The organism is Planococcus koreensis (assembly GCF_004761975.1).
In the GTDB taxonomy this organism is placed as follows: domain Bacteria; phylum Bacillota; class Bacilli; order Bacillales_A; family Planococcaceae; genus Planococcus; species Planococcus koreensis.
The window spans coordinates 1-14791 of the sequence record NZ_RQII01000009.1 but is presented as its reverse complement, the minus strand read 5'-3'; the positions used below and the strand labels follow the sequence as shown (position 1 = coordinate 14791).

Annotated in this window: 14 protein-coding genes; 13 read left to right on the top strand and 1 reads right to left on the bottom strand. The window is 46.2% G+C overall.

Features of this window, described 5'->3' with window-relative positions; genetic code table 11:
• Positions 1-28: 28 nt before the first annotated feature.
• Genes EGV91_RS01480 through thrB form a run of 3 tightly spaced genes read left to right on the top strand, consistent with a single transcriptional unit; the run spans position 29 to position 3281 of the window.
• Entirely contained in the window at positions 29-1321 is a 1293-nt protein-coding gene (locus EGV91_RS01480; protein ID WP_135500409.1) for a homoserine dehydrogenase, read from the top strand.
• Entirely contained in the window at positions 1318-2379 is a 1062-nt protein-coding gene (gene thrC / locus EGV91_RS01475; RefSeq protein WP_135500408.1) for a threonine synthase, read from the top strand. Before EGV91_RS01480 ends, thrC begins: the two co-directional genes overlap by 4 nt.
• Positions 2376-3281, top strand: a complete 906-nt coding sequence (gene thrB / locus EGV91_RS01470) for a homoserine kinase (protein WP_135500407.1) — start codon at positions 2376-2378, stop codon at positions 3279-3281. Before thrC ends, thrB begins: the two co-directional genes overlap by 4 nt.
• A 52-nt stretch (positions 3282-3333) precedes the next feature.
• Here the strand turns inward: thrB and EGV91_RS01465 are convergent, their stop codons facing one another.
• Complete coding sequence (locus EGV91_RS01465; RefSeq protein WP_135500406.1) at positions 3334-4758, bottom strand: NAD-dependent succinate-semialdehyde dehydrogenase; 1425 nt, start codon at positions 4756-4758, stop codon at positions 3334-3336.
• A gap of 272 nt (positions 4759-5030) precedes the next feature.
• Between EGV91_RS01465 and EGV91_RS01460 the strand changes: the two genes are divergently transcribed.
• The 10 genes from EGV91_RS01460 to EGV91_RS01415 all read left to right on the top strand — a co-directional run bounded on the left by EGV91_RS01460 (position 5031) and on the right by EGV91_RS01415 (position 14601).
• The gene (locus EGV91_RS01460; RefSeq protein ID WP_135500405.1) at positions 5031-6230 is read left to right on the top strand and encodes a hypothetical protein; all 1200 of its coding nucleotides are present in this window, start codon (positions 5031-5033) and stop codon (positions 6228-6230) included.
• A gap of 18 nt (positions 6231-6248) precedes the next feature.
• Positions 6249-7424 (top strand): amidohydrolase, encoded by a 1176-nt coding sequence (locus tag EGV91_RS01455; protein WP_135500404.1) that lies wholly within the window; start codon positions 6249-6251, stop codon positions 7422-7424.
• A 16-nt stretch (positions 7425-7440) separates the two neighbouring features.
• Positions 7441-8745 (top strand): M20 family metallo-hydrolase, encoded by a 1305-nt coding sequence (locus EGV91_RS01450; protein ID WP_421958235.1) that lies wholly within the window; start codon positions 7441-7443, stop codon positions 8743-8745.
• A 173-nt stretch (positions 8746-8918) separates the two neighbouring features.
• On the top strand, positions 8919-9212 hold the full coding sequence (locus EGV91_RS01445) for an RPC34 RNA polymerase subunit family protein (RefSeq protein WP_135500402.1): 294 nt from the start codon (positions 8919-8921) through the stop codon (positions 9210-9212).
• A 455-nt stretch (positions 9213-9667) separates the two neighbouring features.
• Entirely contained in the window at positions 9668-10339 is a 672-nt protein-coding gene (locus tag EGV91_RS01440) for a YveK family protein (RefSeq protein ID WP_135500401.1), read from the top strand.
• A 30-nt stretch (positions 10340-10369) separates the two neighbouring features.
• Complete coding sequence (locus EGV91_RS01435) at positions 10370-11371, top strand: GNAT family N-acetyltransferase (protein ID WP_135500400.1); 1002 nt, start codon at positions 10370-10372, stop codon at positions 11369-11371.
• Positions 11372-11425: 54 nt separating this feature from the next.
• A complete protein-coding gene (locus tag EGV91_RS01430) occupies positions 11426-11908 on the top strand; it encodes a hypothetical protein (RefSeq protein ID WP_135500399.1) in 483 nt (160 codons plus the stop codon).
• Positions 11909-11938: 30 nt separating this feature from the next.
• Positions 11939-12247, top strand: coding sequence for an MGMT family protein (locus EGV91_RS01425; protein WP_135500398.1), 309 nt, complete (start codon positions 11939-11941; stop codon positions 12245-12247).
• A gap of 195 nt (positions 12248-12442) precedes the next feature.
• Positions 12443-13177, top strand: coding sequence for a gamma-glutamyl-gamma-aminobutyrate hydrolase family protein (locus EGV91_RS01420; RefSeq protein ID WP_135500397.1), 735 nt, complete (start codon positions 12443-12445; stop codon positions 13175-13177).
• A gap of 125 nt (positions 13178-13302) precedes the next feature.
• Positions 13303-14601: a glucose-6-phosphate isomerase gene (locus tag EGV91_RS01415; protein WP_135500396.1), complete on the top strand. Its 1299-nt coding sequence runs from the start codon at positions 13303-13305 to the stop codon at positions 14599-14601.
• The last annotated feature ends 190 nt before the right edge of the window (positions 14602-14791 follow it).

Sequence of the window (14791 nt, the reverse complement as noted above, 5' to 3'; positions counted from 1 at the left end):
AGTGTACACAGCCTAGGGGGAATCGTCAATGAAAAATGAAATTTCAATCGGATTATTAGGACTGGGGACAGTAGGCAGCGGTGTAGCCACCATCCTGCAGCAGCATCAGCAGGATTTACGCCATAAATTGGGCGTCCAGGTAACCATCAAAAAAGTCCTTATCAAGGATATTAACAAAGAAAGACTATCCAGTCTGGATCCGTCTGTGTTCTGCACAGATATTCATGAATTATTGAATGATCCTTCATTAGATATCATTGTCGAAGTGATGGGCGGTATCGATGGCGCTAAAAATGCGATTGAAGAAGCCTTGAAAGCCGGCAAACAGGTAGTGACAGCGAACAAAGATGTCATGGCAGAATATGGCCATGAATTATTGAAGCTCGCCGATGAACAGAAATGTGATTTGTTTTACGAAGCGAGTGTAGCAGGCGGAATTCCAATCATTCGCACGCTTGAAGATGGACTTGCTTCCGACCGCATCAGCAGCTTGATGGGGATCGTCAACGGCACGACCAATTTCATCCTGACAAAAATGAAGAAGGAAAATATGAGCTACGCAGATGCACTCGCCGAAGCGACAGCGCTCGGCTACGCGGAATCAGATCCATCAGCTGACGTCGACGGACTGGATGCAGCACGGAAAATGGTCATCTTGTCATCGCTGGCGTTTTCCACCGAGGTCCATCTCGATGATGTGCTCGTCCGGGGCATGAAAGAAATCCGCGACGGCGACCTCGATATGGCAGCGGATTTCGGCTACACGATGAAGATGATCGGTTCTTCGAAAAAAGACGAAGATGGAATTGAAGTGGCCGTAGAACCTGTATTTATGGCGAATTCACATCCACTGGCATCTGTGAACAATGAATATAACGCAGTTTATATCCACGGCGACGCGGTCGGCGAGACGATGCTGTACGGTCCTGGAGCCGGTTCTTTGCCAACTGCGACTTCAGTCGTTTCTGATATTATCGCCGCTTGCCGCAACCTATTGCTGGAAGTCAATGGCAAGCGGGTCCATTCGGCGCAGCACGAGCGGGTCATGAAGCCTGAATCGAAGCAGTTTGCGAAGTATTTCCATCGCGTTTTGGTTACGGATGAAGTGGGGGTCTTATCGAAAATGACGTCGATTTACGGCAAGCATGGCGCAAGCATCCAATCGGTCATGCAGCATCCAGCACAAGAAGAAGGCAAAGCGGAATTGGTTTTATTGACACACCGCATTTCCCGCCAGCAGCATTTGAACGTGCTCGGCGATTTGGAAGGGACCGCTAGCGTCATCAGCCATTACCGCATTGAAGGGGAGGAATCTGCATGAGATGGCCTGGATTGATCGAACAATACAAAGAGTGGCTGCCGGTCACTGAAAATACACCAGCTTTGACATTGCAAGAAGGCAACACGCCGCTTGTCCGCTTGGATAAATTGTCTGAACGATGGGACATCGATTTATACGTCAAGCTTGAAGGGGCGAATCCGACAGGCTCGTTCAAGGACCGCGGAATGGTCATGGCGGTTGCGAAAGCGAAAGAAGAAGGGAAATCGGTGCTCGTCTGCGCTTCGACAGGCAACACATCGGCATCGGCTGCCGCTTACGGGGCTAGAGCCGGCATGCGGACAATCGTCGTTATTCCGGAAGGGCGCATCGCACTCGGAAAATTGGCGCAAGCCAAAATGTACGGCGCTGAAATCCTGGAAATCAAAGGCAATTTCGACGAAGCGCTGCGCATGGTCCGTGAAGTTGGGGAAGAAGCCGGCATTGCATTGGTGAATTCGGTGAACCCATATCGCTTGGAAGGGCAAAAGACAATTGCATTTGAAGTGATTGACCAGCTCGGGAAAGTTCCGGATATCTTCGCGTTGCCGGTCGGCAACGCCGGCAATATTTCCGCTTCATGGAAAGGCTTCAGTGAATACGCAGAAAAAACAGGGGCAAAACGGCCAGAATTATTGGGCGTTCAGGCATCGGGAGCGGCGCCGATTGTCCATAATCGGGTGTTCGACAACCCGGAAACGGTGGCAACAGCGATCCGCATCGGCAATCCGGCGAGCTGGAAGCTTGCGCTCAACGCATTAGATGAATCCAGAGGCACAATTTTGGAAGCGACAGACGAAGAAATTTTGGAAGCTTACCAAATGCTGGCTTCGACAGAAGGCGTTTTTGCAGAACCGGCATCTTGTGCATCGATTGCCGGCATCAAAAAACAGGTGGAAAATGGCAGCATCCAAAAAGGCGCAACGATTGTTGCTGTATTGACGGGCAATGGGTTGAAAGATCCTGAAACTGCGATTGCGGTCAATGCCGACAAGGCACAATTGGTCCCTGAAGACATGGAACGTTTCTGGGAGGATTTGAAAAAAGGGGTTCAGGTATGATGTGGACGGATTTTACAGTCATCGTACCGGCTTCGACGGCAAACTTGGGGCCGGGCTTCGACTCGATCGGCCTAGCTTTGGACCTCCAGTTGACGATCCACGTTTCCCGTGCTGAACAATGGCACATTGAATACAAAGATGACAGCTACAGCCATTTAGCTGGCGCAGCCCAAAATTTAATCGTCGAAGCGGCAATGCACACTGCCTCTAAACTCGGCCGAACCTTGCCGCCGGCTAAATTGGTAGTGGAGACGGACATCCCACTCGGACGAGGCCTCGGCAGCAGCGCCTCCGCCATTGCTGGGGGCATTGAAATCTGCGTGCGTTTGCTGGGAATTGATATGCCGATGAAAGAAAAAGTGGCGATCGGTACCGAAATGGAAGGGCATCCTGATAATATTTCCGCTTCGCTTATGGGCGGATTGACAATTTCCTATGCAGAAGGCGAGGACTTGGAAGTGGTACACATTCCGGATGCTGCTATAGGAGTAGTGCTGATGGTGCCGCCGACTGAATTTCTGACTTCGGAATCGAGAGGGCTGCTGCCAGAAAGCCTTGCATACGGTGCGGCAATCTCTAGCAGTGCGGCCGGCAATGTTTTAGCAGCCGCATTGGTGCGCGGCGATTGGCGGATAGCAGGGCGCATGATGGAAAAGGATGCTTTCCACGAACCTTTCCGGCAAAGCAGATTTCCGGATTTTGCCGAGATTCGCCAGGCCTGCCGGGCGGCAGGGGCATATGGTTCGGCTATCAGTGGAGCTGGCCCCTCATTGTTCATCGTGGCCCCCGAAGGCCGGGAGCAGGAAATCTGCAATTCTTTGAGTGAACAATTTCCACATTACGATTGCAGTTTTACTAAACCGAGCCCATCTGGCATAAAATCATTTGAGACAGTGGTATAATCAGCATAAAAAGCGGTCCGAGAGATATCCCCGGACCGCTTTTTTGCGTTTATCAGATTTTGATGGAAATGTATTTGGTTTCAACAAAAGCTTCGAGGCCTTCTTGTCCGCCTTCTCGGCCAATTCCACTTTCTTTCATGCCGCCGAATGGCGCTTGAGCGGTTGACGGCGCACCGTCGTTCCATCCTACAATGCCATAATCGAGGTTTTCAGCAATATAAGTACCGCGTGTCATGCTGTCAGTGAAGAAATAAGCGGCCAGGCCAAAGCGTGTATCATTTGCCAGCTTAATTGCCTCTTCATCTTTTTCGAATGTCATGATCGGCGCGACTGGTCCGAACGTTTCTTCGTGCATGACCAGCATGTCGGAACTGGCATTCACCAGCACCGTCGGATTATAGAAATAGGAATCGTTTTCCGTTGAACCGTCTCCGCCGATCAATACTTTCGCTCCTTTGGAAACTGCGTCCTGAACATGCTGCTGAACTTTTTCATAGCCGTCTTTATCGACCAACGGCCCAATCGTCACGCCTTCATCCATGCCATTTCCGACCTTCAGCTTGGAGGTCGCTTCCTGCAGGCGTTTGGCAAATTCATCAGCAATTCCCGATTGGACATAGATCCGGTTTCCGCAAACACAAGTTTGGCCAGCGTTGCGGAATTTAGAAGCCACTACGCCTTCTACAGCCAGATCGAGATTTGCATCATCGAGCACGATAATCGGTGCATGGCCGCCCAGTTCAAGAGACAGGTTAAGCATCGTTTCCGAACTCTGCTTCATCAATTCCTTGCCGATTTCGGTTGACCCTGTAAAGGTTAACTTCCTAACGTCGGGATGGCTGGTGAAGACTTTGCCGATTTTGCTGGCACTGCCTGTGACCAGGTTAATGACGCCTTTCGGGAATCCGGCTTCCTCCGCCAACTCAAACATGCGCACGGCAGTGAGCGGCGTCAGCTTCGCTGGTTTGGAAACGAATGTACATCCCGCTGCTAGCGCAGGCGCCATTTTGCGCGCCATCATTGCTGCCGGAAAATTCCATGGGGTGATCGATACCACAACGCCTACCGGCTGTTTATTGATTTGGATCCGTTTGCCTTCTTTGCTTGCCGGAATCGTTCGGCCGTATAGCCGTTTGCCTTCTTCAGCGAACCAGGAGATGAATGAAGCGGAGTATTCAACCTCACCAATAGCTTCAGCAAGCGGCTTGCCCATTTCCTTCGTCAAGATCTCGCCGACTTCTTCTTTATGTTCTAATAGTAAGTCGTGCCATTTCATCAAAAGTTCAGCGCGTTCATAAGCAGTCGTCTTGGACCATCCGGGGAATGCTGCAGCAGCAGCTTCGACAGCAGCAGTCGCTTCTTTTTCACCGCCGTTCGGAACCGTTCCGACTTGTTCACCGGTTGCCGGGTTCATGACGTTGATGACGCCGTCACCTTCTGTGTTCCATTCACCATTGATATAGTTTTTGCCTTCCATTCATGCAGCCTCCTTCAATTTATAACTATTCTATCCACATACCTCTACTGGCAATAAATAAACCCGTAAGCATTTAGGGAAAAATTAAATACAGGAAAATTCATAAAGCATAAACCGCAATCTAAAGCCATTGTAAACGTTATCAAAACAATTGGCAATTTCTAAATTGTGCATTTATTCTATTTTCTTGCGCAAATAATTATGCTAAGATGGCAACAATCCTTTATTGAAGTAAAGGATTTTGGTGGATATTGAATAGGAGGCAAAAAAGCATGGCTCAAATGTTGGCATTTTCGATTTTAGCATTTATTTTGTTTATCGGCGAAGTCGTTTCGATTCGCACAAAAGCATGGATTCCTTCTATTTTTATTAGTGGATTTTTATTCCTGCTGGGATATTGGACATTCTTCCCTCCAGAAATCGTAGCGATTGCAGGCATTCCACCGGCTGTTGTCACGGTGCTTATTTATCTCTTAATCACTAATATGGGTACATTGCTGTCGGTTCAAGAGCTGAAAGCGCAATGGAAAACCATTTTGATCGCTTTGTCCGGAATCTTGGGGATTATTGCGGCTCTGTTCGGCATCGGTATGCTGCTGTTCGATTTCCAAACAGTCGTAGTGGCGATCCCGCCATTGGTCGGTGGTGTCGTTTCAGCATTGATCATGTCCGAAGGGGCAGAGGCAGCAGGCTTGCCGACGTTAGCGGTTTTCGCCATCGTCATCTACGTTATGCAAGGCTTTGCCGGTTACCCGCTGACGTCGATCATGCTGAAGCGTGAAGGCCGTTCGTTATTGGAAAAATACAGAAACAACGAATTGTCTTTAAAGCAAAGCGGACCAATAGATGAAAAGGCTAAACCGAATGAAGAGGTGCGCGAACCGAAAATGTTCGCCAAAATACCACCTGAATACAATACGGATTTCTTCAAATTTTTCCGGTTGGCACTTGTCGGCTATGCAGCATACTTGGTATCTACTTTGGCTGCTCCTTATGTGGAAATCAGTCCATTCGTCCTGTGCTTATTCTTTGGAGTAGTTGCGCGCAGCATCGGTTTCCTTGAACGCCACCCACTCCAAAAAGCCAATGGATTCGGTTTCGCCATCCTTGGATTGCTGTTATTCGTCTTCGACGGATTGAAGAATGCAACGCCAAGCATGATGCTTGAAATCATTTATCCGCTTGTTACTTTGATCGCATTAGGGGTAGCGGGTATGTATGTGTTTTCTTTCATCGTCGGAAAACTGCTGAAAGTCAGCAAAGAAATGGCTTTTGCCGTGTCCTTGACGGCGCTGTACGGATTCCCGGCGGATTACGTCATCACCGTGGAAGTCATCAATTCCCTGACAAAAGATGAGAAGGAACGGGAAGTGTTGACGAGCCATATGCTGCCGCCGATGCTTGTAGCTGGATTTATCACCGTGACGATTGTTTCTGTCATTTTAGCCGGGATATTTGTCGGCTTCCTATAAAAATGGAGGTTCTTACTAATGATCAATGAAACCATCAAAAAAGCGATTCAGGACAATAGCGATGAAATGATCGATATCCGAAGAAAGCTCCACAGCGAACCGGAATTATCGTGGGAAGAATATAACACGTCCGAATTTGTCTACAATTATTTGACAGGGCTTGGGATTGATTGCTGGAAAGCAGAGCCTACTGGCGTAATAGGTACATTTAAAGGCGGGAACTCTGGCAAAACCGTAGCACTGCGTGCAGATATGGACGCTTTATCGGTGCACGAATTAAATGAAGATCTGCCATTCAGGTCAGCCCAAGCCGGCAAAATGCATGCTTGCGGACACGATGCCCACACAGCGATGCTTCTTGCTGCGGCGAAAGCGCTTGTTGCTGTCAAAGAACAGCTTCCAGGAAGCGTTCGATTCATCTTCCAACCAGCAGAAGAGGTGGCGACAGGAGCAAAAGCGATGGTCAGCCAAGGGGCTGTCGACGGAGTGGATGATGTTTTTGGCATCCATATCTGGTCCCAGATGCCGACACATAAAGTGGCATGCCGGCCAGGGCCCTCCTTCGCATCCGCGGATATTTTCAAGGTTCATTTCAAAGGCCAGGGCGGCCACGGGGCGATGCCGCAAGACTGCATCGATGCAGCTATCATCGCTTCTTCTTTTGTCATGAATGTGCAGTCGGTCGTCTCCCGGACGATTGATCCGCAGCAGCCGGCGGTGGTGACGGTCGGCAAAATGACCGTCGGCACACGTTTTAATGTCATTGCGGAAAATGCGGAACTTGAAGGTACCGTACGCTGTTTTGATCCGGATATCCGCGATCATATTGAAAAACAATTGAAAATTTATGCTGAGCACACTGCTGCTGTTTATGGCGGCACAGCTCATGTGGAATATATCCGTGGCACCCAAGCGGTGATCAACGGTGCAGAAAGCGCGGAGCTGGTCCAGCAGGTGGCTGTCGAAGCATTCGGCGAAGGTTCAGTGTACGATGAAAAACCGACAATGGGAGGGGAGGATTTCTCCTTTTACTTGGATGAAGTTCCGGGCAGTTTTGCATTGGTCGGCAGCGGGAACGCTGGCAAAGATACCGAATGGGCTCATCACCACGGAAAGTTCAATATTGATGAAGATGCGATGGCAACCGGTGCGGAATTATACGCTCAATACGCCTGGGCATACTTGACCAAATGACTGAAAGCAAAGGGGCATGACTATGGCTTTAGAAAATCCGGTTTATGAAGACTTAATGAACGGCTACGATCAGAACTTGGATCGTTCAGGAATTAAAGGAGAGCGGCTGGCAAAGCGCCTTTATGAACTTTCGAAAATCGGTTATACCCAAATCGGGGGCGTACGGCGCCCTGGTTTGTCTGACGAAGAAAAAGAAGCGAAGGAATTAGTGAAACAATGGATGGCGGAAGCTGGCTTCTCCATAATCGAAGATGGAGCTGGGAACGTAATTGGCCGCTTGGAGGGAAAAGACAATGCCGCCAAAGCGATTGCGTCAGGATCACATTTGGACAGTGTGCCGAATGGCGGAAACTTTGATGGTCCGCTTGGCGTTTTGTCAGCATTGGAAGTCGCGGAAGCGTGGAAGGAAACTGGATATGTGCCAGAGAAACCCTACGAACTGATCATTTTCACGGACGAAGAAGGCTCTCGCTTCAATAGCGGGTTGACTGGCAGCCGGGCAATGGCAGGCGACATCACCGAAGAAGAAATACAGCAGCTGCGGGATTACAATGGAGAAAACCTGGAGCAGGTGCTCGAACATTATGGCAGTTCCCTGGGTGCTTTTAAAAAAGCAAAGCGCGATGTCAGCGAATTGGAATTATTTGTTGAAGTGCATATAGAACAAGGAAAACGCTTGGAACAAGAAAATCAGCCGGTAGGCATCGTCAGCGGCATTGCCGGCCCAGCCTGGCTTGAACTGGAATTTACAGGTGAAGCGGGCCACGCTGGGAATACACCGATGATAGGACGCAAAGATCCGTTGGTAGCGGCTGCTGAATTTATACACGGCATTCCCGATTTTCCAGCACAAGTCAGCGGTACTTCAGTCGCAACTATCGGAAAAATGGAAGTGTTTCCGAATGGCATCAACGTTATCCCGGAAAAAGTTGTTCTCCACGCTGACATCCGTGATATCAAAGAAGAAACGCGGGACAAGCTGCTTCAACAGATTAAACAATACGCTGAAGAAGTTGCCGGACGCCGCAATGTACAGTTGGCTATTAAGCAAAATACCAAAATCATGCCGGTGCCGATCGAAGAAACATTAAAGCGGAAACTGGAAGAGTCATTGAACGGGCTTGGCATAAAACCTGTCCATATTCCGAGTGGTGCTGGGCATGACGCAATGGTGCTCGGGCGTTATATTCCAGTGGCAATGCTCTTTGTCAGAAGCAAAGACGGCATCAGCCATAATCCGAAAGAATGGTCCTCGTTGACTGATTGTGTATATGGAATCCATGCTTTGAAAGATTTTATTGAAAACGCGATGAAAGATTGAAAAAATGAGTCCTGTCCTCTAAGACAGGGCTTTTTTTTATTTATTTTCACTAATATGAGGTAAACTATTAAAACTATAGAACAATATTCTGAATATGTTGAATAAATAAAGTAATTTAGGGTATATATGTAAATAAGATAATATAAAAGTTAATAAGTGGGAGGCGAGATAAAATGTCAGCCAGACATAACATTTACGAGACTCGGCCATTTAGAGAACAGAAAGTCATGAAGCAATGCATTAATTGTTTTGCAGGAGAACCAGACCGTATCGCAGAAATTGGACAAGCATTCATGGAATATTTTATGGAAAATGCAACTGCTGATGGCGTGCTGTTTAAAACGATAAAAGAAATCACAACGGATATGGATATACCGCATCAAACTTTATCCAAAGTGTTAAAAGCGCTTGAAGCTAATCGGATCATTTATCGGCGAAACGGCATTATCGGATTATGGGAGGATTAACAGGTGTAAGCCGCTTCTTAATTGAAGCGGCTTTTTATTATGTGGTGCCATCTCCCATTTATTACTATTCTATTGTCAGCTGTTCTAGCGATGTGGGGTAGATTTTGGATTTCAATAGAGAATTTAAAATTTTTAAAAGTGTTGAGTGCTTCTTTTATATACAGCAAGGCAAGAACGAAATGCTTTGATATTCAAAGGAATTTCATTGTATAAGGCTAAGAAACTAATCTTTTAGAATTTTTCGAAGTAGTTAAAAAGAACCATTACTTTATTTGTAACATAAATTTAAATTATACTAGTAGACTAATTACTTAAAAAATTCAAAAAAATTTAGTAATTTTTCATGATAAGAGTAGATTGTACTAAAAAAGTGTGATATAAATGAACTATAATTATCTGAATTTTAAGAAATGATTTCAATTGTAAGTCTTTTTGCTTAAAAGGAGGTATATTGCATGGGTAAAAAATCGCTTGTATTGAATATCGTCAAAAACTTAAGAATGCGCATCAAGATGATTTTATCGATTTCGCTTTTATCAGTTGCCCTCGTATGGATCTTAAACAGCTTTATCATTGTTCCTGAATACCAGGCGACTACGCAGATCTTCATCGAGCAGCCCCCTGAAGCCGCTCAGATGGCTGATGGACCTGCAATGGGCGCAGGCCCGGCCATAACCGATACCTACAGCGTGATTGTCAGAAGCCCTGAAATCCTGAGAAAAGTGATTATTGAATTGGGGATGGAAAAGGAAACGAATATTTCAGAGCTGCACGAACAAATCGTGGTCACTAGGCCGGCTGATTCACAAGTGTTGAATATCACTGTAGCGGGAGAAGATAAAATCAAAGCCGCAGCAATTGCGAATTCCTTAGGCGAAATCTTTATAGAAGAAATTCCGAATCTGACGCAGACGACCAATGCCGTTATCATCTCCAGTGCTTCGGAAGTGCCTGAGTCGACTTTATTTGAAGAAAATACGGTATTCAGCTTGGGGGTCGCAGGGGCTTTTGGATTAGTAATAGGAATTCTGCTGGCTTTCATTTTGGAAATGCTAAATACGGTATTTAAAACAGGAAAAAAAGAAAACCAATCTTCTGTGAACAAGATACAGACGGTATTCAAATAGGATTCAGCTGATAAAACAGGGGTGAGCGGGATGTATGAGGTGATTTCGATACAGGAAGGGATGCGCTGGAAGGAAATTCTGGATTTGATGCGGATAAGGGATGTTTATTATTCTAGCCATTATTTCTTTAGTGCATTGAGTTTGGATCCTGGCGAAGCACTGATGTTTTACTATTCCGACGAAGACGGCAGCATCGTATACCCTTACATTAAGCGCCGGATAGATGGGGAGCCTCTTGTTTATTTCGATATTACGACTCCATTTGGATATGGGGGGCCAGTAGTTCGGGAAAGTGGGGATCCCATTGCATTAGTGGAGAAGTTCCTGGAAGCATTTTCCGGCTATTGCCGGGAGGAGCGAATTATAGCAGAATACATCCGTTTTCATCCATTATTCGGCAATGCCGCTTATTTTGAAAAACATCTGAAACTGTTGCCGCTATATGAGACATACACCATCGATTTAGCTAGGTTCTTAAAAGATTCCGAAGTTCCAGCGCTTAATAATCCAGAAGAGCCAGTCATTGAAGTTAAAAAACTGGGAACAGTCCGCCACATGTTCGAATTCCTGGTGCTTTATTATTCAGAAGTGAGAAGGCGAGAAGAAGCGGACAGCTACTATTTTTTCACCGAGGACTATTTTGAAGCGCTTATAAGCAATATGGGTCCAATCTTGCATTTGTTCGGCGCTTATCGCGACAAAAAACTTATTTCTGCCTGCTACATATTGGCAGAGGGAAACACGGTCTACCAGCATTTAGATGGAACGCTTGAAGGGGAAGAGGCGACAGGGACGACAGAGATTCTCCAATTGAAAATCGCCGAATGGGGAGCTGATAACAATATGGCTTTCTATCACCTGGGCGGAGATTTCAAAATGGAAAAGGCACAAATCTTGCCCACCAAAAAAAGTTTAGCCAATCTGCAGCCGGACATGTTCTATATCTGCGAAAAAATCCATAACACTTCCGTTTACAAAGAACTGAACATTCCTGAAGAAACGGATACGATCAAGCGTTACCGGAATGTCTGATGCCATACGCCTTATAATAAAATAATTTTTTTCAAAAGCCAGGGGAGGTTTTTTATGAGATACTTACAGTATAAAGGACTCATTGAAAGAGAATATAAAAAATCCTTAAAGAAAATTATGTATGGGCTTTGCGTAGAAAAAGGGTTGAACGCTTCGGATGGAGCAAAAACGCTGGGCATCGCGAAAGAAATATTCGTCTACTGGCGCCATTATTATCGATTCGAAAGAAAGCAATTGCTATTCGATCAAACCGTAAGGGATTTAGACAGTTTTCAAGATCTCTATGCCGAAGACGTCAAATCGATGAACCTTAGTAAAAAGCTGGAGTTCGAAGACGAAGCGTCAATTCAAGGCTTAGAAGAAGTGATTGTCCATATGATCGATTATTATAAGTACCTGCATTATAAAAGTTCCGGGATGTCGCTTGATGCTGCGAAACTGCCTTTATTTGAATTCAGCCACAATGTTGTTGAAAGGTATCGCACAGGGGATTTAGTGTATGAAGCGAAGTCGCATAATCAGCATCTCGATCAATAACGATTAAGCAAAAGGATAGGATGAAAAGAAGTGCAAGCATTTACTGAAAGAGCAGTCGAAATCATCAAGAATATCCCAGAAGGGAAAGTCATGACTTATGGCCAGGTTGCTGCTTTTGCCGGGAGTCCAAGAGGGGCTAGGCAAGTCGCGAGGCTATTGCACAGCATGAGCAGCAAATATGGACTGCCGTGGCATCGGGTAGTGAACGCAGCCGGCCAAATTGTAATCAGCGACGAAGAATCCCGGTTTGCCCAACAAGCATTTCTCGAAGAAGAAGGCGTTGAGGTCAAAGCATCAGGAAAGGTCGACTTGCGCCTTTATAGATTCGAACCTCAATAACAGGCTATTCCTGATTGCTGGCAAAAAGGGAGCAGCAAACTACATATTAATGTACCGCTTTGAATGCAATCGAAGTTTATCAGCAGAGCATACGGGGTATAAACCTCCAGTATGCTTTTTTAGCTTAGGCTTTGTTAGCGGACTCTTTAAGTAGACAGTTAAACAGTGAGCCTTAGGGAAAGAGGGAATAAAATCATGAAAAACAAGAAAAAGCCGGTTATCGGCATTACAGCAAGAGTTGAAAAGGATCAGACGTACGCTCTTGATCCGGTTTATGGAAAAGCGATTTTACAATCCGGCGGCCTTCCGCTGATTGTACCAATAGTAGATGAAGAAGATATTCCTGCACTATGCGAACGCTTGGACGGTCTCATCGTCACGGGTGGAGGAGATATTAACCCGACATTATACGGAGAAGAACCGCATTTGAGATTAGGCGCGGTATATCCAGGTAGTGACCTTTATGAGAAAGAGCTGATTTTGAATTTCTTGAAGTTGGATAAACCTTTCATCGGCATGTGCCGGGGCTTGCAAATGCTCAATATTTCATTGGGCGGCACTAATTATCAAGACTTGGAAAGCCAATTTGAAGGAACGCTTTATCAGCATAAACAGATGGCGCTTCGTACCCACCGCACCCATTCAGTGACCTTGGAAGACGATAGCCAGCTCTTAAGCATCATGGGAGAAAAAAGCTTCCATGTGAACTCTTTCCATCACCAAGGTGTTAAAGATGTTTCCAAAGAATTGAAAGTTGCAGCGCGTGCAGCCGATGGCCTGGTTGAAGCCCTTGAAAGCGATAAATATCAATTTGTCATGGGAATCCAGTGGCATCCTGAAGAATTTGCTGTAGAAGGCGACGAGGCTTCTAAAAAGCTTTTTGATCGCTTTGTCAAAGAATGTGCAAGAGATAAAGATCAAAACCAATAATCTCTGGGCGTCCCAAACATGGGACGCTTTTTCAATTCCATATAGACGAAAGCTGCGCTGTTTAGCAACTCTTTTTTAAGCTGCTGGAAAATGGTAAACTGAATTCATCCTAAAAAGTGGAGGTTATGCAATTGACAGTTAAAATAAACACTAAATTCATCCAAGAGTTCGTGGAGACAAATGAACTTGCTGCATTAGAAGATTTCGTGGCAGCATCTCACAAGAAAATTCACGATAAGACCGGTGCGGGAGCAGAATATTTAGGCTGGCTGGATTGGCCATCAAAAATGGAGGAAGCTGAATTGAGCCGATTAGAAGAGGCTGCAGAAAAAGTGAAAAGTGATACTGATGTGCTAATAGTCATCGGCATCGGCGGATCTTATCTTGGCACAAAAGCCGTTCAAGATTTATTGCTGCCAGCATTTGGTGCAGGCGGAACAGAAGTGATTTTCGCGGGCCACAATATCAGTGGACGCTATTTAGAAGAATTGCTGTCTCATATCGAAGGGAAAAAAGTGGCATTGAATGTTATTTCTAAATCTGGTACTACAACAGAGCCGGCAATCGCGTTCCGCATCCTCCGCAAATGGATGGTTGACGCTTACGGAGAAGAAGCCGCGAACCGCATTATTGTGACTACTGATGAAAAGGAAGGGGCATTGCGCAAAGCAGCTGATAAAGCTGGCTATACTTCTTTCGTTATTCCTGGAGATATTGGAGGACGCTATTCGGTCCTGACATCTGTCGGTCTTCTGCCATTAGCGGTAGCGGGCGTGGATATCCGTTCGCTTTTGGAAGGCGCAGCATTGGCAGAGAGTACTTTAGCGAATCCAGCATTGATGGAAAATGATGCATATCTTTATGCAGCTTATCGCCAAATCCTCAATTCGCGCGGCTACTCGGTAGAAGTCATGGCAAGTTTCGAACCGGCGATGGCAGGCATCAATGAGTGGTGGAAGCAATTATTCGGTGAAAGTGAAGGGAAGCAAGGTAAGGGTGTTTTCCCGGCATCTGTCATTTACTCAACTGACTTGCATTCTATGGGCCAATATTTGCAGGATGGGCGCCGTATGCTTTTTGAAACAATGGTTAGCTTTACAGAAGACCAAAATCAGACGGAAATTCCATTCGATGAAGAAGATGGCGATGGCTTGAACTACCTTGTGGAAAAATCTCTGCATGAAGTGAATCAGACAGCTATGGAAGCAACTGCATTGGCACACGCAGAAGGCGGCGTACCAATCCTTTCGCTGGAGGTGCCGAAACTCGATGCACAGCATGCAGGATACCTTCTTTACTTTTTCATGAAGGCTTGTGCAATGAGTGCATATCTTTCAGGCGTAAATCCATTTGACCAGCCAGGCGTTGAACAATACAAACAGAATATGTTCGAATTGCTTGGAAAACCTGGATACGAAAAATGAGTCATATAAAAAACGGCAGCTCACGTGAGCTGCGTTTTTTATATTCGATTGTTAGTTAGGCTTTAAAAGATTGCTGGACGGACCAAGGTTCAGGGATGCGGCTTTGAGCAACCTCTGTCCCAACAGACCAAGGTTCAGGGATGCGGCTTTGAGCAACCTCTGTCCCAACGGACCAAGGTTCAGGGATGCG